Origin of the sequence: Paenibacillus cremeus (assembly GCF_007786445.1) — a bacterium.
In the GTDB taxonomy this organism is placed as follows: Bacteria; Bacillota; Bacilli; order Paenibacillales; family NBRC-103111; genus Paenibacillus_G; species Paenibacillus_G cremeus.
Genome location: NZ_VNJI01000020.1, coordinates 72,198 through 96,273, shown reverse-complemented (window position 1 = coordinate 96,273; position 24,076 = coordinate 72,198). Strand labels below are relative to the sequence as shown.

Sequence of the window (24,076 nt, the reverse complement as noted above, 5' to 3'; positions counted from 1 at the left end):
AGGGGATAGTAGAGACTGCTCCCCACACAAAAAAAGGCGACGGCCCGCATGAGGCCGCCACCGCTTTCCCTGACTCCTGCTATGATTGCTGCACTCTGATCTTGAGTGTTGCCAGCGCCTCTTCCGCCGCATGCTGCTCTGCTTCTTTCTTCGAGCGACCCGACCCCCGGCCGAGCAAATGCTCATGAATGTAAACTTCGGCTACGAATTCGCGCTCATGCGCGGGTCCGCGTTCGTCCACAATTTTGTACTCGATAGGGCCCATATTGTGCTGCTGTGTATGCTCCTGCAAGAATGTCTTGTAATCGGCCGTCAGCAGCTTGCCCTGGGTCGGAAGAAACGGAAACATATGCTTCTGCAGGAACGAGCGTACAACCTCCAGCCCCTGATCCAAATAGAGCGCACCGATAAACGATTCAAACACATCCGCGAGCAGCGCCGGGCGGGTCCGCCCCCCAGTCAGCTCTTCTCCTTTGCCGAGCAGCACATAGGAACCAAATTCGAGCTGCTCGGCGAAGCCGACGAGCGAAGGCTCACAAACGATGGAGGCTCGGAGCTTAGTCAGCTCTCCTTCCGGGCGATCCGGGTATTTGTCGAATAAATACTCCGAAACCGTCAGTTCGAGCACGGCATCCCCTAAAAACTCCAGTCGTTCGTTATCCTTAAAATGACCGATACGGTGTTCATTGACGTAAGAGGAATGTGTAAACGCTTGACGCAGCAGATCGGAATTGCGGAACGGCAAGTGTAGCTCCGCTTGCAAATGCTTGAGGTTACGATGCATGTTCATCACCTACATGTATGCGGTTGACCCGCTGCACAGGACCGCGATCCGGCCCTGCACAACAAGTAATAATCTAGTATAGACTGTCGGCAAAGAATTATGCCTCGTATTTCTTCATGATGATGGTCGCGTTATGTCCGCCAAAGCCGAAGGAATTCGACATAACCACCTTCAAGTCCGCAGGACGCGGTGTGTTTGGAACGTAGTCCAAATCGCACTCCGGATCTTGGTCCTCCAGGTTGATCGTCGGTGGAATGATGCTATTCTTCAGTGCGAGCGCACAGATGAGCGCTTCTACACCGCCGGCAGCGCCGAGCAAATGACCCGTCATCGACTTGGTCGAGCTAACGGCCAGCTTGTAAGCGTGATCGCCGAACGCTTTCTTCACGGCGGTCGTTTCCGACTTATCGCCTACAGGAGTCGATGTGCCGTGTGCGTTGATGTAATCAACAGCTTCAAACGGAATGCCTGCATCCTTCACGGCCTTCACCATACAGCGTGCTGCGCCGTCCGGATCCGGATCCGTCATATGATAAGCGTCGCCGCTCATACCGTAGCCGATCACTTCGCCGTAAATGCGTGCGCCGCGCTTCTGCGCATGCTCCAGCGATTCGAGAATCAGAATACCCGAACCCTCACCCATGACGAAGCCATCACGGCCGATATCAAACGGACGGCTGGCTTTCTCCGGCTCGTCGTTTCGGGTGGACATCGCGCGCAGAGCGCAGAATCCTGCGACACCAGTCGGGCTGATTGTCGCTTCGGCGCCGCCTGCGATCATGACGTCCGCGTCACCGCGCTGAATCGTCTTGAAGGCGTCTCCGATTGAATGCGTTCCGGTAGCACAAGCGGTAACTGCCGTGCTGTTCGGTCCCTTAGCGCCGGTCATCATGGAGATCTGCCCCGAAGCCATGTTGGCGATCATCATCGGGATGAAGAACGGGCTGACGCGCTTCGGTCCTTTTTCAAGCAAAATCTTGTGCTGCTCTTCCCAAGTGGACAAGCCGCCGATCCCGGAGCCGACATAGACGCCGACGCGTTCCGGATCCGTATCTTCCTTGATGTTCAAGCCGGCATCCTTCACGGCCATCAGCGATGCCGCTACTGCGAACTGTACGAAACGGTCCATGCGGCGGGCTTCTTTTTTATCGAAATAATCTTCCGGATTAAAGTTTTTAATCTCAGCCGCGATTCGCGTCGGGTATTCCGATACGTCGAATTGCTCGATCATGCTGACGCCGGAGCGTCCTTCCATCAGGCTATTCCAAAACGTTTCGAGGTCACGTCCAAGAGCGGACATGACGCCGAGACCTGTAATGACGACTCTTTGATTCACGTTGACCACCTCTATTGAAAATAACTTGCGTTATGATTTTCCGTTGAATAAATGACCTTAAGCTTGCAGGAATGGAGATAAGTCCCGTTTGTGTTAGAAACGGGACTTAAACACTTTTTAAGTATGAGATTTTATGTACTCAACCACTTGACCAACGGAAGCGATCTTCTCTGCATCTTCATCAGAGATTTCCATATCAAACTCATCTTCCAATTCCATAACCAACTCAACTACATCGAGAGAATCGGCTCCTAAGTCATCTTTAAAATTCGCCTCAAGGGTCACTTCGGCTTCATCAACGCCAAGGCGATCCACGACGATTCGTTTTACGCGATCCAAAATATCGGACATCCGGTTCACCTCCTCCTTTGGTATTATACTTAACTTATGGACAAAATGCCATAGCAAGCATGTCTCTCTGTGAAAAAAACCATTTCCAGCTGGCTCAGCGCGGGTTTACGCGTGTTTCGCCTCCCGCCCATTGTTGCCTTTGGACGTGTTACATATACATGCCGCCATCGACGTGAATCGTTTGGCCGGTCATGTACGAAGCATCGTCGGACGCTAAGAAGCGTACCGCTTTGGCAATATCCTCCGGCTGCCCCAAACGAGCCAGCGGGATTTGCTGCTGCAGTGCCGCACGCATTTCCTCCGACAGCTTGTCGGTCATATCCGTCTCGATAAAGCCCGGAGCGACGCAGTTGACGGTAATGCCGCGGGAAGCCAGCTCCTTAGCCGTCGCCTTGGTCATGCCGATGACGCCGGCTTTGGCCGCCACGTAGTTGGCTTGACCGGGGTTGCCGAGCACGCCCACGACGGAAGAAATGTTGATGATCCGCCCCGAGCGCTGCTTCATCATCGGGCGAGTCGCCGCTTTGACGCAGTTGAAGACGCCCTTCAGGTTCGTCTCGATCACTTGGTCGAATTCTTCTTCCTTCATGCGCATAATCAGATTGTCCCGCGTAATGCCTGCGTTATTCACCAAAATATCGATGCGGCCGTAGGACTCGAGAACATGCTTAAACATATCCTCCACTTCTTGAGCGGAGCCAACGTTCGCTTTCACCTTGAACGACTTGCGTCCAAGCGCCTCGATCTGCTGTACGACTTCTGCTGCTGCCGCTTCGCTGCCAGCGTAGTTCACCACGACATCCGCACCGGCTTCCGCCAGCGTTAACGCGATGGACCGGCCGATGCCTCTGGAAGCCCCCGTAACGAGCGCTACTTTCCCTGTAAGCATTGGTGATCACCCTCCCATGAAAAAATGTACCGTGCTTGTTACACCGGCGTTTCCGACTGGAACTTTTCGAGCGCTTCCAAGCTGTTGATGGAATGCACCTTGACGCTCCGATCGATCTTCTTCACCAATCCGGCCAGTACGGTTCCCGAGCCAAGCTCGACGAACGTATCCACGCCCTGCTCGATCAGCCAGGCCACACTGTCCTCCCATAGCACGGAAGAGTGCACTTGCTCAACGAGCAAATGGCGCACTTCGTCTGGCCGCTGTACTGGGCGTGCCGTGACATTCGCCACAACCGGAACGCTGGCAGACGACATCTCCACGGCAGCCAATACACCCGCCAACCGCTCGGACGCCGGCTTCATCAGCGACGAATGGAACGGCCCGCTGACTTCCAGCGGAATGACTCGCTTAGCCCCAGCTTCTTTGCCGCGCTCCACAATCGCTTGCACGCCTTCCTTGCTGCCCGACACCACGATCTGTCCCGGGCAGTTCAGGTTGGCGAGCTCGACAACAGAGCCCGACTTACTGACCGCTTGGCACAGCTGCTGCAGCGCGTCGCGCTCGGCGCCCAGCACGGCGGCCATCGCTCCCAGGCCGCCAGGAACGGCCTGCTCCATAAATTCGCCGCGCGCGCGTACAGTCCGCACGGCATCTTCAAAGCTCAGCACGCCGGCAGCTACCAGAGCGCTGTATTCGCCCAAGCTGTGGCCTGCTACAAAGTCCGGCTGCACACCGTATTTTGCCCGGAACAGCTCCAGATACGCTACGCTCGTGGTGAGCAGCGCCGGCTGTGTGTTCACGGTTTTTTTGAGCTCATCGTCCGGTCCTTCAAAAATGATCTTGCTCAGCTCGAACCCCAGCGCCGCATCGGCTGCATCAAAAATGCCGCGAGCCGTACTGTCTGTCTCATAAATGTCTTTGCCCATGCCTACGGCTTGAGCTCCCTGACCCGGGAATATAAACGCCACTTTTCCCACTATGCTTCAGCTCCCTTCACGACATCAACCCATTCAAGCCATGCTTACCAAACGAGAACGGTAGCGCCCCATGTCAAGCCGCCGCCGAAGCCGACCATCACCAGACAGTCGCCCTCTTTAACCCGTCCGCCTTCTACGGCCTCTGCCAGTGCCACTGGGATCGATGCAGCTGACATGTTGCCGTATTTGTCCAGGTTGATCATGCACTTGTCCTCGCTCAGACTCAGCTTCTGCAGCGCAGATTGGATAATCCGGATATTCGCTTGGTGAGGCACCAGCAAATCGATATCCGATTTTTCCATGCCCGCCTTGCGCAGTGCTTCCTCCGCCGCGCCGCCCATAATACGTACGGCAAATTTGAATACTTCCGCTCCTGCCATATAGATGAAGTGCTGTTTACCTTCCAAGCTTTGCGGGGACGCCGGGCAGCGGGACCCTCCACCTTGCACCTTGAGCAGTGGACCGCCGGTTCCGTCGGCTCCGAGCTCGAACGCCTTAAAGCCGCGGCCTTCCGGTACAGGACCCAGCACGACCGCACCTGCGCCGTCGCCAAACAAGATACACGTATTCCGATCGGTGTAATCCGTAATTTTCGATAAGCATTCCGCCCCGATAACGAGCGCATATTTATAAGTGCCGGTTGCGATAAAATTGGCTGCATTGGCCAAGCTGTAAATAAAGCCCGAGCAGGCGGCGGACAAATCGAACGCTGCCGCTTTCTTTGCTCCCAGCTTCTCTTGCAAAATACATGCGGTGGATGGAAACGCCATGTCCGGCGTGATCGTCGCCACGACGATCAAATCCAGCTCTTCCGGCGCGATCCCCGCGTTGGCTAAAGCGATCTTCGAAGCTTCATAGGCCAAATCGGACGACGCCTGTACCTGCGATGCGATCCGGCGTTCACGAATGCCAGTACGCGTCACGATCCATTCGTCGTTCGTATCGACCATCTGCTCCAGCTCCTGATTGGTCAGGACCCGCTCCGGAACATATTTTCCAGTCCCAATAATGCCTACCGGTAGTAAATTCATAGCCTACATCTCGCTTCCCTTACTAATTTCCGTCGATATGCTGTTCACCAGGTCGTTCTTCAAGGCCAGCCGCGCTTGACGAACCGCATTCTTGATGGCGATGCCATTGGACGAGCCATGGCTCTTCAGCACCAGCCCATTCAGGCCAAGCAGTGGTGCAGCACCATGCTCCGTGTAGTCCATCTTTTGGCGCAGCTGCATGACGCCTTTCTTCACGACAGCCGCCGCCAGCTTGGTGAACACATTGCGCATAAACTCTTGCTTGAGCGTTTTCATGACGACCGATGCCGTGCCTTCCATCGACTTTAGCATAATATTACCTGCGAATCCGTCGCACACGATGACATCGCAGGGTCTAAGCAGTACGTCGCGGGCTTCCACATTGCCTACAAACCGAATCGGCGCCTGCTCCAGCAGCGGATAGGCCGCCTTCGTCAGCTCGTTGCCTTTCATCGCCTCGGTGCCTACATTCAGCAGGCCAACGGAAGGCTCGCTCAGTCCATGCACCTTGCTGCGGTAAATGCTGCCCATGACCGCATACTGCACGAGCTGCTCCGGCGAGGCATCCATATTGGCGCCCAAATCCAGGGCAAGCACACCTGCCCCATCCATCGTCGGAATCATCGGCGCCAACGCAGGACGTTCAATGCCCTTCATCCGGCCCACAACCAGCAAGCCTGTCGTCATCAGCGCTCCGGTGTTCCCTGCCGAGATCATGGCATCTGCTTCCCGCTCTTTCACCATCCGTCCGGCGACCACCATGGAGGCGTCTTTTTTGCGGCGCACGGCTTTGACCGGCTCGTCCTCCGCTTCGATCATTTCCGTCGTATGATGCAGCACCAGGTTCTTAAGCTTTTTCCCTTGCAGCAACGGTTCGATGACCGCCGTATCTCCCACGAGCACAATCGTCGTATCGGTCCATTCCTCCGCAGCTGCGATTGCTCCTTCTACGGTTGACTGGGGTGCGTGATCGCCGCCCATGGCGTCAATCGCTATCCGCATGAAGCTCCCCTCCATCGCTACGGTCTTTACTTGCGTGATAAATTATAAAATTCCCTTGGAACACCATTTCATCCCCGACATATGTAAACACTTCGACCTTGGCCTTCCCTTTGGAGATGGAACGCACGTAGGCTTTGGCGATACATTTCTCCTGAAGCTTGACCGGTCTCACAAACCGAATATCCGCCGCAGCAGTCAGTGCCACCTGATCGTTGATGAGCGCCACGGCCAGCGAATTCGCTTGAGAAAAAATATGATGCCCCCGCGCGATCTTCGTTCTGGAGAACACATGCTCCTCTTTGATTTCAAACATAGAAATACCGCTCTTGTCGAGCTGCAGGTCAATGACATCTCCAATGACCTCATGCAGCGGCAATGAGCGGACCTGATCGTAGGACTGCTCCGCCATCAGCTTCATCCGCTCCCGCAGCTCGGGAATGCCAAGCTCAAGGCGATCCAGCCGGATCGTCTGAATGCTAACGTGAAACTGGCGCGTTAAGTCTTCGTCCGTGATAAAAGGGTTTTCCTCAATCGCTTTCGTAAGCTGCTGTTGGCGCTGTCTTTTAGGTAAGCGTTCGATGACGGTAGCACCACCTTTTTTGGGCATGGCAGGGCAGCCCCTTCCTATGCGGTATGATCTGACACTTCATCTTATGACCAAGTAATAAGAGATAGTATAATGGATTAGGGACAAAAATGGAAGCAACCCCGCGCAAAAAAAATAGCCCCTCACTAAGGGACTTGTCGACTGGCCTGAACGGCTGTGTCAACAAGCACCCCAAGATGAGGCACTATCTCTTCTCATCATCCAATGCAATTATTGGCTGATGATCTCTCTTTTCTTATAGTGACCGCAAACCTTGCACACACGGTGAGCCAATTTCGATTCTCCGCAATTGTCGCATTTCACCATACCTGGTACTTCTAATTTAAAGTGAGTCCGGCGCTTGTCACGGCGCGTCTTGGATGTTCTCCTTTGAGGTACTGCCATATTCCCACCTCCTTCAACGAATTCAACACGGTCAATCGTTCTTAAAAAAATCCGCCAGTCCAGCTAGACGCGGATCCACCTTGTCCTGTTTACAGCCGCAAGCCTGCTCGTTCCGGTTATTGCCGCAAACGGGGCAGAGGCCTTGGCAATCTGCACTGCAAAGCGGTATGAAAGGCAGCCCCATCAAAACAACTTCCGCCAATATCGGCTTCAGCTCGATTCGATCGTCCGAGACATACAGTACTTCTTCCTCGTCGTCCTCGACTTCTTCCTCATCGGATGGGTCAAAATCCTTCTCCTCACCCTTCACAAACGTTTCATGAAACGGAATGGTTAAGCTCTGCCGCACCGGAGCCAAGCAGCGGGAACACGATTGCTCCACATCAATCTTCAGCTCGCCGGATACTTCGGCTCTCCCATCTTGATTCCGTGCTTCCAGCTGCACATGCAGCGGTCCGAATCCGAGCAGGTCGCCCTTCTTCGGTAATACATCAGTCAAGTCTTCCGTTCCTTCCACTCGGATGGTGCCTTTAGAGACTAGGTCTTTCAAGTGTATGAACATGAGTATCACCCCAAACAAACAAAGATTATTATAGCCACTCCGCTTCTGTTTTGTCAACATTTTCAGTTCGTGATATAGTGAATTTCATACCGAAGTTTGGAAATATGTGACTTGACTTGTCTTACGGAGGGTCTTATGCGTACCGTTGGCTTAATTGTCGAATACAATCCGCTGCATAACGGACATTACTATCATTACCAACAATCGAAAAAGGTAACGGAAGCGGACGCCGCCATCTGCGTCATGAGCGGGCACTTCCTGCAGCGGGGGGAGCCCGCCGTCGTGAACAAGTGGGCCCGCGCCGAAATGGCGCTGCACATGGGCGTTGACGTCGTCCTAGAGCTGCCGGTCGCCTACTCCGCCCAGCCGGCGGAATGGTTCGCCTACGGCGCTGTGTCCGCGCTCGACGCCACCGGCGTCGTCGACAGCCTTTGCTTCGGCAGCGAAAGCGGCGACATCGGCTGGCTGAACCAAGCAGCGGAGCTGCTTCATCAGGAGCCGGAGCCGTTTCGCGCGCTGCTGCAAAGCGAGCTGAAGGCCGGAGCGCCGTATCCGGCAGCCTACAGCCGCGCGGTCGCCCGGCTCATCCCTGGCGCCGACGCGGAAGAGCTGGCCAAGCCGAATAACACGCTCGGCCTGCATTATTTGATCGCGCTGCACCGCTTAGGCAGCTCGATTGTGCCGCAAACGATCGGCCGAACGAAAGCCGGATACCATCAAACAGACATTACGGATCGACAAATCGCAAGCGCTACCGCTATTCGCAAGCTGCTATTCGAGGAGCGCTCGTTATCGGGGATTCGTCCCTATGTACCGCCGGGCACGCTTGCCATCCTAGAGCGTGAATGGGCAGCCGGACGCGCGCCCATCGACTGGGAGCGGTACGCACAGCCGCTCCTGCTGCAGCTCCTGCATCATACGCCAGAGCAGCTCGCCGGCTTCCACGAAGTCACCGAGGGGCTGGAGCATCGCCTGCGGCGTGCTTTAACCGAGCTGCCGACATGGTCAAACGGCGGCCCTACGGTGGAGTCCCTGCTGTCGCTGCTCAAAACCAAGCGTTACACCCGTACGAAGCTGCAGCGGACGCTCACCCGGATCCTGCTGAACCATTCGAAGCAGGAGCTGTCTTCCGAGGTGCTGCGCCGCGGCGTCCCTTATTTACGTGTGCTTGGGTTCTCCGGCAAAGGCCGCGAGCTGCTCAAGCGGATGAAGAAAACCGCCAGGGTCCCTGTCCTGACCAAAGTAACGGAAGGCGAACATCCGCTGCTCGACCTCGAGCTTCGCGCGACGTCCGTTTATGCGCTCGGTTACGAGGCGCCCGGCCCGCGCGATTTGTTTCGCGATTACTACGAGCCGCCGGTGCAGCTCTAGCTTGGTTAGATTTATGACTTAGGCGTAAGTCCCGCCAAATAGTTCAATGCGTCGTCCATCGTGCCTACGGGGACGACTTTCATTTTTGTATGGATCTCTTCCGCCCGCTTCACCGCATCAGAGTAGTTCGGGATGGATTGGCCTTGCAGCTGCGCATCCTTCGGTGCGAAAAAGATTTCCGCCCCCGCCTTATCCGCCGCTACGATTTTATGCTGAATGCCCCCGATGACACCGACCTGTCCCTTGGGATTAATCTCGCCGGTCCCTGCGATTTTGTAGCCTTTCGTGATGTCCTCGGGCACCAGCCGGTTGTAGATTTCGAGCGAAAACATCAGTCCGGCGGATGGCCCTCCGATGTCACCGGCTTGAATCGTCACCTGCTTATCCTCCGATTCCGCCTTGATGCTCTGCACCTCAGCCGGCACAATTCCGAGCCCCGCACGCTGCGGCTGCCCTTCGGTCGGTTTGGAGCCATCGTCATTCGGCAGAACCCCCAACTGAATGTCCTTCGTCGCCGTGACACCTTTGCGCTTGTAGCTTACGGACACCGTATCGCCCGCTTTTTTCGACTTGAAATAGCCTTGCAGCTCCTCTAGCGTGGTAACCGGCATGTCGCCGACCTTCACTATGTAGTCGCCCGCTTGCAATACCGCATGTGCCGGAACGTCCGGGTACACCTGTTGAATGACGATGCCGTCCGTATTGATTTTATACGGGACCTTCAGTTTGTTGTACGCCGCCTGGATCGCATTCGCCTGTGAAGACAGCATCACCACTTCTTGCCTCTGGGTGTATTCCTGCTCGGTTTCGTTCTTGCGAAGCAAGTCCTGCTTCATCCGCAGCTCCTGGTACGGCTGTACGAACGTCATCAGGTAGCCGAACAGCGTTGCGTCCGCCACCCGTACCGTTGTGAGCATAAATTGCCCTTTATCCTCTGCCGCCGGCTGTTTGACATGCACCATCGGCTCCAGCACTTCCGCCGTTCCCGGTTTAAAGATATACATCGGCAGCGGTAAAAAATAAACCAGATACACGAGCGCAATCGCACTGAATACCGAAAATACGATGCGTGAAGCGCGTTTCATCTGTCTAGCCTCTCCCATTCTCCTCGCCCCCTGCCCGTTCGCCACGATCTCTTTCTAGCCTACGCTAATTGTCTCGAACTGATACTTTGGTCTAAAGCATGCGGACAAAGCGTAAACATGTACCATTCTATTGTGCGCTGGAGTGATTTGGATGCAACTACGGCAAGCCCTGTTCTCTCCCCGTCTCGCTACGCTCTTACTTGGGGGTTCCGCTTTGGGGTTAGTGGCCGGCATTATTTTGTTTCCCGACCGTGCGTTCCAGGCGTCACTTCAAGGTCTTCATCTCTGGTGGAAGCTGGTGTTCCCTGCGCTGCTCCCTTTCCTGATCATTACCGAGCTGCTGCGGGGTCTCGGCGTGCTGCATGGCCTAGGCGGGCTGTTCGAGCCGCTGATGCGCGCCTTGTTCCGTCTCCCCGGGATCGGCGGCTGGGTGCTGTCCCTCGGCTATACCTCCGGCACGCCTGCCGGGGCTGCCGCCGTCGGCGAGCTTCGCAGAGATGGAACGCTTACGCGAGATGAAGGAGAGCGTCTGCTTTCCGCCTCGCACGTGCTCAGTCCCGTCTTTATTATCGGCGTCGTCGGCACCGGCTTTTTGCAAAACCCTACGTCCGGACTAGCCTTAGCCATCATTCACTACGTGTCCGGCTTCGTGCTTATGCTGCTGCACCGCTTTGGGATCGGCCTTGGGGCGAAAAGCGCCGTACCGGCCAAACAGGTGCTGCCCGACCCACCCAATGGCCCTGCCCGAGCCAGCTGGCTCGCCCATAGCTTCCATTCGATGCGCCGGGCCAAAAGCCGCGATGGACGCACCTTCGGCAAGCTCCTGGGCGATGCGGTGATCGCCAGCATACAGCAGCTTTTTATCATCGGAGGCTGCATCATGATGTTCTCCGTTATGCTGCAAATCCTCTCGCACCTCCAGTTCGGCACAATCGCAGCCAGCATCGGCGCGCTTCTCGGGATGAATCCTACGGACGCTTCCTCGCTGTTCACTGCGATGCTGACCGGACTGCTGGAGCCGAACTTGGGCGCTTTCGCCATGGCCCAGCTGGCCCAGCCGCTTTCGGACACCCTTCCCTTTAGCGGCCAGTATGCGCTTCTAAGCTTGTTTCTCGCCTGGGGCGGCTTGTCCACCCATGCGCAGGTGAAAAGCTTGACCGCTTCGACCGATCTGCGCTTCTCTCGCTTTCTGGTCTCTCGCGTTCATCACGGCGGCATCGCCTTCGTGCTGACGATCCTCTCGTGGACGCCGTTAACGAGCTGGCTATCCCGCGAAATAGAGCAGCCCGTCTTCGCCGGCCGTCCTGCCCTTAGCACCGGCTGGTTCAATGATCAAAGCAGCCTCTGGTCGATGGTCAGCCCGATGCTGCTGCAGTTCGGAGTCATCCTTTTGCTTCTGCTGCTGCTGTCTATCTTCACCGCCAGCCTGTTCAAGTCAAAACGCCGAATCGGTTGACTATGGTTTTGCACTGTATTTGGCTCTCAGCGCCTTCTCTACCTCTGCCGGCACCAAGTCGGTTACCGGCCCGTGAAAACGGGCTATTTCTTTTACAATGCTGGAGCTTAAGTAGGAATACTGCGGTGTCGACGTCATAAAAAAGGTTTCTATATCCTCGCTCAGCTTCCGGTTCGTAGATGCCATCTGCAGCTCGTACTCGAAGTCCGTTACCGCGCGCAGCCCCCGGACGATGAGATTCACATTTTTTTGCTTCATATAATTAATCAGCAAATCACGGAAGCTGTCGATCTCTACGTTGGGCAAATCAGAGGTCACCTGGCGCAGCAGCTCCTTCCGCTCGTCGACTGTAAACAACGGATTTTTGCTGGTATTGTTGAGTACTGCCACAATCAATTTATCGAATACCTTCGCAGCCCGGTGAATGATATCCAGATGGCCGTTCGTCACCGGATCGAAGCTCCCCGGGTATACCGCCGCCCTAAAGCCATGCTGTTCGAAGACAATTACTTGTTCCTTTTCATCCATCTATCTCAGCTCCCTTAACGTTACGGTAAATCGTGATCGCCGTATCCCCATACTCCGCTCGGCGGATCCATTCCAGCGCACCGACCGGCTCCTCGTACTTGTCCTCCGCATCATGCTCGATGACTACACGGGCTCCGTCCGACAGCAGGTTCCCCTGCAGCAGCTCTTCGAGCAGTTCAGTAATAATCTTGAGCTTATATGGCGGGTCCAAAAACACCAGATCAAAGCTCATTTCCCTTTTGCTTAGCGCCTTCAGCGCTTTCTGTGCGTCATTACGGTATACTTCCGCCTTGCCGCTTAGTCCGGTTGCCTGCAAATTGAGGCGAATTGTGTCGATCGCTTTTTTATCCAAGTCCGTCAACACGGCGTGCTCCATCCCCCGGCTGAGCGCCTCAATGCTTAGTCCCCCCGTACCTGCAAACAGGTCCAGCACATGCCCTCCGTCAAAATAAGGGCCGATCATGCTGAACACCGCTTCCTTCACTTTATCCGTTGTGGGCCTTGTTCCCATGCCCGGCACCGCCTTGAGCGGCCGTCCCTTGGCACTGCCCGATACGACTCTCATCCTGTGTCATCCTTTACCCCTTAATAGTAATGCTATCGTACCATAAACGTCTTCTTTTGCACAAAAAATCCAAAAAAATAATGTCGGATTTCCTCGTAAAACATATTTTCGTCACCCATATTATGACAAAGCAAATAGCGGAATGGTATAATACCTCCTACTGAGTTGACCTTATGAATGGAAGCAGGCGATATCCATGAGTAGGCCGTAGGCTCTACTGTATAAAGAAATAATCTAATGGATATTTTATACAAAGAAACGCTATGAGATCATTTTATGCAACTGAGGGAAATTGACTCGGGGAAGGATGCTTTTTCATGATTTCTTTTGTTAAATGGATTTTGATGGTGGCTTCCATTTCTATTTTGTTGGTTGGATGCACAACACCCAACAAATCGTCGTCTAATACATCTAATCCAGCTGCAACACCGCAGTCGGAGCCTGAAATTACGTGGAAGCAGTTTGACGATTTGCAGCTGTCTCTTAAATTCGACGATGTAACCAAGCAGCTTGGTGCGCAAGGCAAATACGTTGGTGACCAAAACGACAAAAAAGTATACGAATATAAAATTAAAGATAAAGCTGATACTTATGCCCAATTATTTTTTAGCGGGGGAGAAATTGTTGATAAAGCTTCATTTGTTCGAGCCAAATAAAGTGAAATATGAAAAGACCTTCTCGTTTAGTGAGAGGGTCTTTGTTTGGTTTTTATGTTAGGGCTGGTGGGCGCTTTTTCAGCTATAAATGATTTCAGGCCCCGTCTCGCGACGAGGCCCTTCATGGGAGAGGAGAAACCGGACGAAGAGCTTATGGGGAACGTAAGTCTTCTCCGCGGTTGTCTACGACATTTTCGGATGTCGATGATATTAGGATGGTCCGTTTTGAAGAAGAATATACATCCGCTGGTAACATTTTTTGTGAATTATTTTTGTGAAGGAGCTTCACAGGTTTTATCGATTTCATGGACCACTTTATTAAGCGGTTGGTTGACCTGATGCCTTGCGCAGCTCATTGGCTAGCCGGTGAAATTCCTCACGTCCTGCCGGATCCTCGATGGCCATATAGCCCGCGCTCAAGTAAGCGATCACTTTATTGGCATCTTCTGGCGCCAGCTGCGGCTCTGCCGGTTCGGGAGTAATCACGCCCCCAACCTTCCACCCTCCCGCATCTCCATTCGATTCATCCAAATCAATTTCAATCCCGTTTTGGGAAATGTCATTCTGGTACTGATAAATGCTGATCGGGTCGAACTTCTTGCCCCCGCTCCAGGCGTAGGTCTGCATCAGCTTGCTCGTTACGCCGCGCTCATACATCGCTTTGACCACGGAGTAGGAACCGTATACACCGAGCTCGTAGCCGTTGATTTGTTCATTAAACGCCCGCATGTACGCCTCGATTGCGTCAAAATCGTTCGCCGAAGCGTCGTAGTCTACTGCAGCGTAAATGGTCGAGCCTTCGGGCTGCTGAACCTCCCCGGCATATTGGAGCGCGAGCTGGCCATCTTCCGTTCCTGCTGCTGCTCCTTCACCTGCCCGATTGGCATAGCGTTCAAAAAAAGAGACGATGTACAAACCTGCATCCGTAATGTCCTGTGCCTCCGCCGGTGAAAGTCGTTTCCATGAACCGGGGTCCGCCAGGTAGCGACCGACAAAGATATACCCTTGACTAGCAAACACTTGAGCTTTGGCAGCACTAAGCGGTGTGGAGCAATCGAAGCCCTTGGCCATAGTGAATCAACTCCCTTTTTTTATAACGTATGCTTCGGACTTCGAATCGGCGATTTTCTTCCGCTGCTGCACCGCGTTTTTTCCTAATACACCGGTTTAAAAAGTTACGTACACCCCCGTATGTTTGCCGCATTTGCATCATAAATTGGGCCTAAGGGGGTTGATGACTTATGTTCACAGAGGAGCCGTTATATTCGGTGGTAACCAATGATCAAACCTATTTTTTTGCCACGGCGGATGATTTTTATGACTTTATGGCGGAGCACAGCGACCATCTGACCATTAACCGAATCGAGAAGTACGAGAACTAGGCCCCCGACCGTGGCCAAAATTTCAGCCGCAACCGCCTTGTGCGGTCAGTCGCTGGCTCAGTGCTTAAGAATGGACGTGGGCTTAATCTTAATCCATGAACAATGAAAAACGCTGATTCGTGGAATCAGCGTTTCGTTGTTTTATGAGGCCCCCGCTACGTAAAACAAAGAATCATCATCAGATCCTGCTCGTGAATTTCAATCGTCCCGGCCGAGCTGCGAGTAAACTGATACCCTCTAGATTCCATGTTTTGAATAATGTACGCCATTCGGTGTTGATCCAAGCCAAGCAGGCTGGAGGCCTGGTTCAGACTAAACCCTTCTTCTCTCTCCACCATCTCGATCATATAACACCCGCCATGTTCATTTTTTCTGCCTATGGATTACTGTATCACCTTTGCACCAAAAAGGATCTCGAACCGTGTCGAGTAACCCGGCTCCTGCTTGGAGTTTCACGAATTGTTCAAAAAAGACCTCTCTCGAATCATTTCCCGGGCAACCGCAGCATTCGCCTTTTTCTCTGAGCTTGCGACAACCGATGGTCGGTGACCGCTTGGTGAGCGTGTTTGGTCATCTCCATAGTTCCTAGGGGCTATTTGTGCTGCCTATGGGCACCCTTTTCCTGCTTTGGGCATAGTGTATTGTGTAATTTCATGAAGGGAGCATATTCGATGTCTGAAGAGTTGTCTCGCCCTGTCGTTCATAGCGGCCATACAGGAACATACATCGGTCACACCGGTCATACGGATTATTATCCTCATCATGGCTACCACGGCTATCCCCCTTATCCGCTAGTCGTACCGATTCCTGTTCCCTATTCCCCTTATCCTTACCCATATCCGCCAGCTTATCCATATCCCTACCCATCTCCTTACCCCTATCCGTATTATCCAGGCGCATACCCAGGAACTTATCCATCGTAAGCCCATGAAAAAAGAACGTTCCCCGGTTGATCGGGAAGCGTTCTTTTTCCTTTTCTATGACGGCTTCATATTATTCCGGCTCCATCGCCTCGTCAAAGGCCGCAGACACCTTCTCAAATTCCTCGTCGCTCTCGATAGCCGACAATTCATCATTGTCCGCCACACGCAGGAAAAAGACATCGACATCCTCTTCCGCCGACTCCTCTTCCAGCTCGTCCAAATAAGCGACCGCTATGTAGTTCTGCTCCTCGATCGTTAGCGCGCCCAGCACTTCGACTTCCTGCTCCATCTCTTCTTCATCCACAAGGGTGAACACTTCGCCAACTTCAATTGCCATCCTGCATCCTCCTTTGTTGCAACGGTTATCGCAACCTAGAAAAAGAACCCCTTGCGGAGTTCTTCTTAACGGTGAATGGATTCAGTTGGTACTCTTGCCTAGAACCTCTTGGTCAGCTCGGTATTTACCATAACGCGTTATCCGTGTCTTTGGCACATCTCCTCGCTTCTATGGTCGATTCAAGAACAACTTCCCTGGTCTTTCTCGTCAGGATAGCCCAACGGAACAACACCTCACTACTCACCGTCGTAATGTATTATGTCCGTTTGCTCGCTGTTTATTCACTGTTCTGCCCTGCTGTAAAATTTCTACGCGGTTGCCGACTGTACCTGTACCTGCGCGGGCTGGCTTGCGCATATGGATTGCTGACATACGCCGGCTGAATACAGCGTATCGTTGATGTATCGAAAGCCCGTCTTGAAGATCCATTCGCTCGTCATTTCGAGCGTCTTGTAATTAGAGTGATGGATTTCACCGCAAAGGATACAATAATACATTTTTCGACCCCTTTTCCCATATAACTTCAATTATAGACAATATATATGATTTGAACATGCATTTTATGACGCAATTCACTTAAAATTTCTTTAGAATTGGATAGGATGAAGGGAAAATAAAAAACAGCATCCGCACTAGATGTACGGAATGCTGCTCGTGTCGCCGGTCTCCTAATTGACTGTAACGCGGATACTGACGGTTTTCTTATTGAATGTAGCTTTGATCGTTGCCGAGCCTTTCTTCACTCCTGTAATCACACCGCCGGATACGGTCGCCACATACGTGTTAGAGGACGTCCAGATCGCTTCTTCGGTTTCGTCGACCGCTGCCCCATTGTCATACAATGCTTGAACGTGAACGACTGCCGTTTCCCCTGCTTTCACCTTCACCGATGTGTCGGAAGCCTGCAGCTTCATTAGCTTTGGAACGACCTTGACTTGAATGCTCAGCGGCTTGCCCTGGTACGAGCTGGTAAGGGTCGCTGTCCCTTCTCCGACCGCTTTGACAAAAGAGCCCTTGGCGGACGCAACACTGCTATCCGAAGAAGTCCATACGACCTTGGTCGTAAGCAGCACTTCGTTCCCATCGGCGTAAGCGCCTTTGACACGGATGGATTGGCTGCGCCCGGGATTTAACTCAATGGACCCCGGTTCCACCGTCAAGCCGTCCAGCGGTTCTTCCAGCAGAACCGGAATGGTCACGCTTTTGTTCAAATAGGTTCCCACCAAATTGACTTTGCCGCTGAGCAGCGCCTTCAGCTTGCCCTCCTTGACCAGCAAGTTCGGCGATGACGGCTTCCACGTAATGAGTGAGCCGATATCCTGTTCAGTGCCGTCTTCAAAAATGGCTTTGACGGATGGCAAGCTAACTTCGTTCCCGACAACGATGCTCAGGTTCGTCATCTCGGGGCGTACGACTAACACTTTTTCCTGCACGGTCACTTTCACCGTATCCGTGAATCCTTTCATCGTGACCGTCAGCTGAGCCGTTCCAGGATGGACAGCCACCAGCTTGCCATTTACGGTTTTGGCGACGTCTTCGTGATCGGATACCCATTCAGCCAGCGGTGAAAAGTCAAGCTCCTCTTCGTCCAGGTCTTGTCCATTCACCGATGGAAGATCACGCATTTCATCTTTAAACAAGGTGATGTCTTCCGAATCGATGGTCACTTTGGAGATGACGGGCAGAACCGTAACGGCGAGCTCTTTCGTCAAGCCGCGATAGCTGATTTTGATCGTGCTTTTTCCCACCGCCTTCGGTGAGACCAAGCCGTTGCTGACCGATGCTACCATCGGATTGCTGGTGGACCAGCTGGCCTGCAGTGTAACCTCTGATCGGCTTATCGCATCGTTGCTGACAAACGAGCTGAGCTGTACCGGCGAATCGGAGGTAAACATGTACAGGTCCTTTTGCGGTGAGACGATCACCGCTTGATAGGGAAGCCGTATGATCACTTGCGTATCCGCAGTGACGCCCAAATAACTGACCGCCACTTTGGCCGTACCCGCGCCCACCGCCTTGAGCTTCCCCTTCTCTACGGTCAGCACGGAGGTATTGGAGGTTGTCCACGTCCCTTTGTCCGTCACCTCTTCATAGGAACCGCCCGTTAAGACGGCTTTAGCCTTCAACGCCGTGTCCTCTTGGCCTACCATGAGCTCCAGTCCCGCAGCACCTTCGATTTGCAAGGACGTGTAAGGGGATGCGACGTTCACTTTGACGGAGTCAGACAGTCCTTTGTATTTGACGGTGATCGTAGTCGATCCTTTCCCGACTGCTATGATCATGCCATTGCTTACAGTTGCGACAGTCGCGTTAGAGGATGTCCATGCCGCATCGTCGGAAACATCATACGAATGGCCATCCGCTTCCACTGCGAACGCGTTCACTTCCATCGCCGGTGCTCCGAGATCCAAGTCGATGGCGGTATCGGTGCTTAACTTCAGCTCCTCGAACAAAAAGCTGGACGTGGCGCTCAAGGTCAGCGTAAAGCCTTTGTACTTGGCCGTGATCGTTGCATTTCCTTTGCCGAGCGGCGTCAGCAGCCCTTTGTCGACTTTCACGACCTGCGGTGCGGACGATACCCATACGGCGTCGCTGGTCACGTCTTTTTTCGCTTCCGCCCCTTCAATGGTAGCCAGCACTTTCAGCTGCGCCGTTTGCTGCTCGACATACAGAAACACAGGCGTTGCGTTCTCGAATTCAATCCCTTTGACATCGCCATTTGCTGCAAAAGCTTGCATCGGCGCTATCAGGCTGACGATGAGGGTGAACACCAGGCTCAACCACCCGAGACGCATCTTCTTGTCTAACCGGTACATCAGTATTCTTCTCTCCTCTCTAGTTCACCTAAGTGCAATTTGATCCCGATTTCATGTAACGGTCAGGGTCATAGTTTTTATCGTCAGCCGTTCCTAGAAAATTTAGGAAAAAATTTTTGTGGTTTCTGCAACCTTTTGGCGATTCCTGTCGTTTATAATTGTTTACACAGGAAAAACCGCCAGGACTAATCTCCTGACGGTGTCACGCGATGCTTTAGTAGCTGATTAGCGAGGCCATGAGCAGCCCCGACGCCAAGCTTAAACAAAAAGAAAAAATGCCGACCGCTACATTGCCTTTAGGAATTTCAGCCAGCACTTTAAACGGTGTCAGCAGCTCGAAGAAATAGAAAATGATAATTTGAAATGCAATGCCGATCAAGCCCCAGACAATCAAATCAAGGAGCCCGAGGGAATGATACACGGCCGAAGCAAGTACGAGCACCTGACCGATCATTTTTCCGCCCAGATCGTAGGCTGCCGCTTTTCCTGCCGCGACCTTCGCCGGATCAGTCACTTCCCCGCCATGGCGGATCAAGCCGAATTCACTGTACGGTGTAGTCAGGTTGAAAAACAAAAGGCCCACGCCCATCAGCGGCACCGTCACTCCTAAATAAATCAAAAAATTTACGATCGCAGCCCATTGCGTCATTCGGGTCATCCCTCCTGCGGTGGTGTGTCAGCTAAGCGCTGACGGTAAATAGTACGACAGATTGCTCGTAATGCGTCCGCCAACCCGGGCGATCACCGCAGCGCCTCGGCCGTCGATGAGGAAGCAGCCCCATAAGAGTCGGCCATGATATGGCCCGGCGAGCGTCTCCACCTGAACCTCCGGCAGCTCCGCGTACTGCTGATAAACCATCGGCTGATCCGAATATTCGCTCTCGCCGTTCTTCTCTTGAATAGCTCCGCTCTCACCGTAAATCGTCACTCCGCTGCCCTCACGGCCGAGTATCGGCTTCGCTACATACGCAGTGCCTTCCTCGAAGCACGGCTCCAGGTACGTGGGGAGCATGTAGGTTGCGATCACCTGATGTTCCTCTTGCGTAAAAAATTGCCCCGCTTCATGCAAATTCCAGATCAGCGCCTGCAGCGCCTTCGTTTGCGAAACGAAGCCCGACGGCGGGTTGATCACAGCGAGGTAACGGTCCGCAATCAGCCTTAACACATGCTTCCCGGTCGGGTAGCCGTCCTCATCACGGTCCTCCGCCAGCTTCTCGATCGCATGCAGCCGGTACAGCACGTCAACCGGCTCGTGCTCCCCCTGGCTCCCGTCGGACGCAGGCGCCCATAGCCGCTCCCCCGCGACGCGAAGGTCGGCTAAAGGCACGAAGCGGGCTCCCGGCACACCCGATTGTGCGAGCAAGTAGCGGGTCGTTCCCGCATCCTCTTCGTGCCAATCGAGCGCGCTGAAGACGACCCGCTCCGTCCGGTCGCCCGCTTCGCGGTATACGCCGAGCAGCCGGCGAAAGGCGTCCTGCAGCCGGCCGCTGCAGTCCTGGTTCGGGTCCACGGCCCCGTACGCTGCGCAGACGCGGCCGTTGACGTGGAACGCTTCCACAATGCCTGTCGGCGTATCGCTGTTGAACTCCAGCATTTTGAGCCCGCCCGGCGTGTACGCAAAATCAAACCGGCCGATCAGCGTCGGCACGGCAGGATCATAGCGCAGCGCGATCGCACCGAACGCCGCCTCCGGCAGCCCGAGCTCGGACCACAGGTCCGGTGGTCCCTGCTGCACCGCAGCTGCCGTCTTGGCATAGACGCGCCCTAGCGCTTCTGCTGCGGCCAGCAGCTCCCGGTGCTGCTCACGCGGCAGCCGGTATAGTCCCGCCAGCGCATATTCCTCATCGTACATGCGGTCCCAAGTAAACACGCCTTCCTGCCGAAGCGGGCCATAGATCGCTTCCCGCCGAAGGGCATACTCGCTCGGCAGCGTCTCGCTTCGACCTGCTGTTGTCATCCCTATGATTCTCCACCTTTCATCGCTGTTCCTTAAGAGCTGGACGAACCGCTGCTGCCAAGCCCGCCATGCGAGCCTGACGAAATCCCGCCGGTCGAGGTGCCAGATTTCCCCGAGCTGCCACTGGAGTTAAAGTAGGCACGGCCGCCGCTGCTGCTGCCACTGCCGTTATCGCAATAGCCGTCGTTATTCTGATCGACGCAATTGGACTGCGAGCCGGAGCAGCCGGTCGCGCCCAGAAGCAGGGTCGAAGCCACGAACAGCTTCAACATTTTAGGAGTGGACAGCGTTCGCTTCATCGGCTTTCCGCTGTCTTGCTGCTGTTCCAATGGACAATCCCTCCTGTCGGTTTCAATGTTCAGTGGTTCGGAACGGCGTAGAACACATACGTTTCCCGGTCCTCATCAATCTCAGCCGAGGTGCGGCACCACTCCGTGTCCCCCACCATCAAATAATTTGCCTGCAAATGCAGCAGCGCCTCCTGCGGATCAGGGAAGCTGAACGTGCGAATGAGCGGATAATCGGCGGTTCCCTCTTGATACTCCCTCAGCTCCATGGTGATTGCCCGACGACTAAAGCCCTTCGGGGTTCCCCATAATGGCATCACGCGTTCGTCCTCGGCCTCTTGGACATAGATCACATAGCATGAAGCTTCGACAGCGCAGGACGTCTTCTCATACACCCGCCCATCCTTGATAAAATAATCGCACGCAAAGCGAAGCAGCACCTCGTCTTTGCCGATCCGGTCATAATAATACAGCAGCGGATACGTCTCACTGCCCTCGGCATACAATCGATATTCCAATCGGGACACGGCTATCAGCACTCCTTTCTTGTTCTATAGTTGCTGGCTCTACTCTAATCTGTATCCATTAATACGCATAACATGAGAAAAGGATGCGGTCGCCACCATCATACGAAGCGAGCACATCCTTTTGGGCTATATTATTTAGGCTTGGTAGCCGCCTCTTGAAGCAGCGTGACAAGCCCCTGCACGTAATGTCCGATTTTGACGCTGATGCCGGCCTTCATAAACTCTTTGGTCATGATCAGCCGATCCTCACGGCCGCGGCACACGTACCGATAGTGAAGCGCGGCGTCATCCTTGGCCTCGTCGAAGACGCGGATATCTCGCTCGAGCAGCGCCTTCTTCGTTTTCTTTACATCCTCGCGGATCGTGATCGCCAAAATTTTGGTCGCGGCCGCGTACATCAGCTTCAGCGTCTGCGAGGAGCGTTCCACATCCACGCTGATCTTTTCGACCATGCGAAGAGCCATCGGAAGCAGGATCGAATCCCGGATCATCTCGAGCTCCTTGCGGCTCGGCGGCTCCTGGTTCAGCGAAGGCGCACCCTGGTGACTCGACATCGATTGTTCTTTATGCTGCGGGAGCATCATGCGGCTGGATTCCCACAGCCCATTGCCTTCGAGTTTCTTGCTCATCTAAAATGTCCTCCGATTTTCTTCGACCTGTCGAGCGCCTGCCCGGATGCGGTGACCGACGAGGCGCGGACGATCGCGGCGCTGCCGTACCGGTCCTTGATCTGATCCGTGGCCTTATCCAAGGCTCTGGATTTCACTTGATCCTGGAACAGCGTCAGCTGATAGCCGTCATCGTCGATCAGATTGCTGAGCATGATGCCAATGCGCCGAACCGGCATTTTATCCCAGTACCGATAAAACAGCACCTTAGCCGACTCAAATACCGCGTTCGTATTGTTGGTGGGGTCCGGCATCTTCATTTGGCGGGAGAAGCCCGTAGGCGCCTCGTAAGGGCTGCACATGCAGCTGACCGACACCACCCACCCCATATAGCCCTTACGGCGGCAATCCCGGCACACCTCCTCCGTCAGCTCCAGCAGGATCGTATCCACCTCGGAGGTCTCGATATAGTCTCTAGGCAGCGTCATCATATGGCCCACGGATTTGGGCGGCGTATGGAACGTGCCCGGCGTCACGGGAGAGTCGTCAATTCCGTTCGCGGTTCGCCACATAACCTCGGCGTGAATATCGCTTTGCTTGCCGAACCGCAGGCGGAATTTTTCTTGGAGTTTCGGCAGCGGGGTCTGCGCAATATCGCCGATCGTATGCATGCCCAGTCGGGCAAAATGCGCACTCATCCGGGAGCCGACGCCGAACATTTTGTGCACCGGCTCGCTCCAGAGCTTCTCAATATCGGCTTTGTGTAAAACAAATAGGCCTTCCTTGTTCTTCTTCGCCCAGATGTCCGTGGCAATTTTGGCGAGAATTTTATTGGAGCTGATGCCGACTCGCACCCAAACGCCGGTTTGCTGCATAACCTTTTGCTGAATAGAGCGGGCAATCGTCAGAGGATCCCCGAACATGTGCAGGCTTCCGGTCACGTCCAGAAACTGCTCATCGATAGAGAAAATCTCCACCAGATCCGTATATTCCTTATAAATGTCCGTAATCATAAGGGAAACATCGATATAATGCTGCATGCGCGGACGCATAACGACAAGCTCCGGACACTTGGCCAGCGCCTCGCCCAGCCGCTCCGCCGTCGTGACGCCAGCCTTCTTGGCAATCGGACAGGCCGCCAAAATAATACCCGAACGGCGCGCCGGGTCGCCGGCCACCGCCACCGGCTTCCCCTGAAGGCCCGGATGATCCGCCTTCTCCACACTGGCATAAAAGCTCTGGCAATCCGCCAGAAAAATCGTTCTTTCGCTTGTTCCCGTCATTGCAACCGCCTCCGCAAGTTCATCAGCATGGTCATCAGCTCCGCCTTCACCAAGCTTCGCAGCATCCGAAAATGATGAATATAGCCGCGAACCTTGTATTCCACTTCGATACCCAGCGCATTCATTTCGGTCGTCAGCACTTTAATGTCCTGCCGCTTCATTCGGCTTCGAACGGTTTGCAGTTCCGGATAAATACAATTTTGCACTTCCTGAAGATAATAAATCACATGATGGTACACCAGCTTATCCTTGTACAGCTTGAGTTCGTCAATATCTCTGGCCAACATATCCAGCAAAATGGGCAGCAATGTGTACTCCTTGATGACTTGAATATCTTCTTCGGTTTCGACTCTTGGATTCATACCCATT

The 24,076-nt window shown here is 54.0% G+C and carries 29 protein-coding genes; 4 read left to right on the top strand and 25 right to left on the bottom strand.

Going from position 1 to position 24,076, the window contains the following annotated elements; translation table 11 throughout:
• Nucleotides 1–79 precede the first annotated feature (79 nt).
• The 10 genes from rnc to FPZ49_RS17080 form a co-directional block, all read right to left on the bottom strand.
• Nucleotides 80–784, bottom strand: coding sequence for a ribonuclease III (rnc, locus tag FPZ49_RS17125; RefSeq protein ID WP_144849060.1), 705 nt, complete (start codon nucleotides 782–784; stop codon nucleotides 80–82).
• A gap of 97 nt (nucleotides 785–881) precedes the next feature.
• A complete protein-coding gene (gene fabF / locus FPZ49_RS17120) occupies nucleotides 882–2,120 on the bottom strand; it encodes a beta-ketoacyl-ACP synthase II (RefSeq protein ID WP_144849057.1) in 1,239 nt (412 codons plus the stop codon).
• A gap of 117 nt (nucleotides 2,121–2,237) precedes the next feature.
• A complete protein-coding gene (acpP, locus tag FPZ49_RS17115; protein ID WP_144849054.1) occupies nucleotides 2,238–2,471 on the bottom strand; it encodes an acyl carrier protein in 234 nt (77 codons plus the stop codon).
• A gap of 148 nt (nucleotides 2,472–2,619) precedes the next feature.
• Nucleotides 2,620–3,360, bottom strand: a complete 741-nt coding sequence (gene fabG, locus FPZ49_RS17110; RefSeq protein ID WP_144849052.1) for a 3-oxoacyl-[acyl-carrier-protein] reductase — start codon at nucleotides 3,358–3,360, stop codon at nucleotides 2,620–2,622.
• Nucleotides 3,361–3,398: 38 nt separating this feature from the next.
• Nucleotides 3,399–4,340 carry an ACP S-malonyltransferase gene (fabD, locus tag FPZ49_RS17105; RefSeq protein ID WP_144849049.1) on the bottom strand — a complete coding sequence of 314 codons (942 nt, stop codon included), beginning with the start codon at nucleotides 4,338–4,340 and terminating at the stop codon, nucleotides 3,399–3,401.
• A gap of 44 nt (nucleotides 4,341–4,384) precedes the next feature.
• Complete coding sequence (locus FPZ49_RS17100) at nucleotides 4,385–5,371, bottom strand: beta-ketoacyl-ACP synthase III (RefSeq protein WP_144849046.1); 987 nt, start codon at nucleotides 5,369–5,371, stop codon at nucleotides 4,385–4,387.
• Between the two features lie 3 nt (nucleotides 5,372–5,374).
• The gene (plsX, locus tag FPZ49_RS17095) at nucleotides 5,375–6,373 is read right to left on the bottom strand and encodes a phosphate acyltransferase PlsX (protein WP_144849043.1); all 999 of its coding nucleotides are present in this window, start codon (nucleotides 6,371–6,373) and stop codon (nucleotides 5,375–5,377) included.
• Nucleotides 6,357–6,980 carry a transcription factor FapR gene (fapR, locus tag FPZ49_RS17090; protein ID WP_144849041.1) on the bottom strand — a complete coding sequence of 208 codons (624 nt, stop codon included), beginning with the start codon at nucleotides 6,978–6,980 and terminating at the stop codon, nucleotides 6,357–6,359. The genes plsX and fapR overlap by 17 nt, the downstream gene beginning before the upstream one ends.
• A gap of 210 nt (nucleotides 6,981–7,190) precedes the next feature.
• Entirely contained in the window at nucleotides 7,191–7,364 is a 174-nt protein-coding gene (gene rpmF / locus FPZ49_RS17085) for a 50S ribosomal protein L32 (protein WP_144849039.1), read from the bottom strand.
• Nucleotides 7,365–7,395: 31 nt separating this feature from the next.
• Nucleotides 7,396–7,863, bottom strand: coding sequence for a YceD family protein (locus FPZ49_RS17080; protein ID WP_261381459.1), 468 nt, complete (start codon nucleotides 7,861–7,863; stop codon nucleotides 7,396–7,398).
• Between the two features lie 198 nt (nucleotides 7,864–8,061).
• Here FPZ49_RS17080 and FPZ49_RS17075 point away from each other — a divergent pair, with 198 nt between their 5' ends.
• Entirely contained in the window at nucleotides 8,062–9,297 is a 1,236-nt protein-coding gene (locus FPZ49_RS17075; RefSeq protein WP_144849035.1) for a nucleotidyltransferase, read from the top strand.
• 11 nt (nucleotides 9,298–9,308) lie between these two features.
• Here FPZ49_RS17075 and FPZ49_RS17070 read toward each other — a convergent pair whose 3' ends face one another.
• Nucleotides 9,309–10,400 (bottom strand): SepM family pheromone-processing serine protease, encoded by a 1,092-nt coding sequence (locus FPZ49_RS17070; protein ID WP_144849033.1) that lies wholly within the window; start codon nucleotides 10,398–10,400, stop codon nucleotides 9,309–9,311.
• A gap of 133 nt (nucleotides 10,401–10,533) precedes the next feature.
• Here FPZ49_RS17070 and FPZ49_RS17065 point away from each other — a divergent pair, with 133 nt between their 5' ends.
• Nucleotides 10,534–11,838 (top strand): sporulation protein, encoded by a 1,305-nt coding sequence (locus FPZ49_RS17065; RefSeq protein WP_144849027.1) that lies wholly within the window; start codon nucleotides 10,534–10,536, stop codon nucleotides 11,836–11,838.
• Here FPZ49_RS17065 and coaD read toward each other — a convergent pair whose 3' ends face one another.
• Together coaD and rsmD are read right to left on the bottom strand one after the other, a co-directional pair.
• Nucleotides 11,839–12,366 carry a pantetheine-phosphate adenylyltransferase gene (gene coaD / locus FPZ49_RS17060; protein ID WP_144849024.1) on the bottom strand — a complete coding sequence of 176 codons (528 nt, stop codon included), beginning with the start codon at nucleotides 12,364–12,366 and terminating at the stop codon, nucleotides 11,839–11,841. It lies immediately after the preceding gene.
• Nucleotides 12,359–12,931 (bottom strand): 16S rRNA (guanine(966)-N(2))-methyltransferase RsmD, encoded by a 573-nt coding sequence (rsmD, locus tag FPZ49_RS17055; protein WP_144849022.1) that lies wholly within the window; start codon nucleotides 12,929–12,931, stop codon nucleotides 12,359–12,361. Before rsmD ends, coaD begins: the two co-directional genes overlap by 8 nt.
• A 317-nt stretch (nucleotides 12,932–13,248) precedes the next feature.
• On the opposite strand from rsmD, the gene FPZ49_RS17050 reads away from it, so the two are divergent.
• On the top strand, nucleotides 13,249–13,587 hold the full coding sequence (locus FPZ49_RS17050) for a hypothetical protein (RefSeq protein ID WP_144849019.1): 339 nt from the start codon (nucleotides 13,249–13,251) through the stop codon (nucleotides 13,585–13,587).
• Between the two features lie 318 nt (nucleotides 13,588–13,905).
• On the opposite strand, the gene FPZ49_RS17045 is transcribed toward FPZ49_RS17050, so the two are convergent.
• A complete protein-coding gene (locus tag FPZ49_RS17045) occupies nucleotides 13,906–14,658 on the bottom strand; it encodes a DUF1906 domain-containing protein (RefSeq protein WP_144849016.1) in 753 nt (250 codons plus the stop codon).
• A 170-nt stretch (nucleotides 14,659–14,828) separates the two neighbouring features.
• Between FPZ49_RS17045 and FPZ49_RS35780 the strand changes: the two genes are divergently transcribed.
• Nucleotides 14,829–14,969, top strand: coding sequence for a hypothetical protein (locus FPZ49_RS35780; protein WP_186445878.1), 141 nt, complete (start codon nucleotides 14,829–14,831; stop codon nucleotides 14,967–14,969).
• A 155-nt stretch (nucleotides 14,970–15,124) separates the two neighbouring features.
• On the opposite strand, the gene FPZ49_RS17040 is transcribed toward FPZ49_RS35780, so the two are convergent.
• The 11 genes from FPZ49_RS17040 to FPZ49_RS16985 form a co-directional block, all read right to left on the bottom strand.
• Nucleotides 15,125–15,316 carry a hypothetical protein gene (locus FPZ49_RS17040; RefSeq protein WP_144849013.1) on the bottom strand — a complete coding sequence of 64 codons (192 nt, stop codon included), beginning with the start codon at nucleotides 15,314–15,316 and terminating at the stop codon, nucleotides 15,125–15,127.
• A gap of 646 nt (nucleotides 15,317–15,962) precedes the next feature.
• Complete coding sequence (locus tag FPZ49_RS17030; protein ID WP_144849007.1) at nucleotides 15,963–16,229, bottom strand: DUF1292 domain-containing protein; 267 nt, start codon at nucleotides 16,227–16,229, stop codon at nucleotides 15,963–15,965.
• A 308-nt stretch (nucleotides 16,230–16,537) separates the two neighbouring features.
• On the bottom strand, nucleotides 16,538–16,726 hold the full coding sequence (locus tag FPZ49_RS17025) for a DUF3973 domain-containing protein (protein ID WP_144849004.1): 189 nt from the start codon (nucleotides 16,724–16,726) through the stop codon (nucleotides 16,538–16,540).
• Nucleotides 16,727–16,897: 171 nt separating this feature from the next.
• On the bottom strand, nucleotides 16,898–19,045 hold the full coding sequence (locus tag FPZ49_RS17020; protein WP_144849001.1) for an Ig-like domain-containing protein: 2,148 nt from the start codon (nucleotides 19,043–19,045) through the stop codon (nucleotides 16,898–16,900).
• Nucleotides 19,046–19,259: 214 nt separating this feature from the next.
• Nucleotides 19,260–19,694: a DUF350 domain-containing protein gene (locus FPZ49_RS17015; protein WP_144848998.1), complete on the bottom strand. Its 435-nt coding sequence runs from the start codon at nucleotides 19,692–19,694 to the stop codon at nucleotides 19,260–19,262.
• A 27-nt stretch (nucleotides 19,695–19,721) separates the two neighbouring features.
• Nucleotides 19,722–21,002 (bottom strand): glutathionylspermidine synthase family protein, encoded by a 1,281-nt coding sequence (locus FPZ49_RS17010; protein ID WP_144848995.1) that lies wholly within the window; start codon nucleotides 21,000–21,002, stop codon nucleotides 19,722–19,724.
• A 32-nt stretch (nucleotides 21,003–21,034) separates the two neighbouring features.
• Entirely contained in the window at nucleotides 21,035–21,331 is a 297-nt protein-coding gene (locus tag FPZ49_RS17005; RefSeq protein WP_315899188.1) for a hypothetical protein, read from the bottom strand.
• Nucleotides 21,332–21,360: 29 nt separating this feature from the next.
• Entirely contained in the window at nucleotides 21,361–21,816 is a 456-nt protein-coding gene (locus tag FPZ49_RS17000; RefSeq protein ID WP_144848992.1) for a hypothetical protein, read from the bottom strand.
• A gap of 131 nt (nucleotides 21,817–21,947) precedes the next feature.
• The gene (locus FPZ49_RS16995) at nucleotides 21,948–22,445 is read right to left on the bottom strand and encodes a hypothetical protein (protein WP_144848989.1); all 498 of its coding nucleotides are present in this window, start codon (nucleotides 22,443–22,445) and stop codon (nucleotides 21,948–21,950) included.
• The gene (locus FPZ49_RS16990) at nucleotides 22,442–23,707 is read right to left on the bottom strand and encodes a DNA polymerase IV (protein ID WP_144848985.1); all 1,266 of its coding nucleotides are present in this window, start codon (nucleotides 23,705–23,707) and stop codon (nucleotides 22,442–22,444) included. Before FPZ49_RS16990 ends, FPZ49_RS16995 begins: the two co-directional genes overlap by 4 nt.
• Nucleotides 23,704–24,069 carry a hypothetical protein gene (locus FPZ49_RS16985; protein ID WP_144848982.1) on the bottom strand — a complete coding sequence of 122 codons (366 nt, stop codon included), beginning with the start codon at nucleotides 24,067–24,069 and terminating at the stop codon, nucleotides 23,704–23,706. The genes FPZ49_RS16990 and FPZ49_RS16985 overlap by 4 nt, the downstream gene beginning before the upstream one ends.
• Nucleotides 24,070–24,076: the final 7 nt, after the last annotated feature.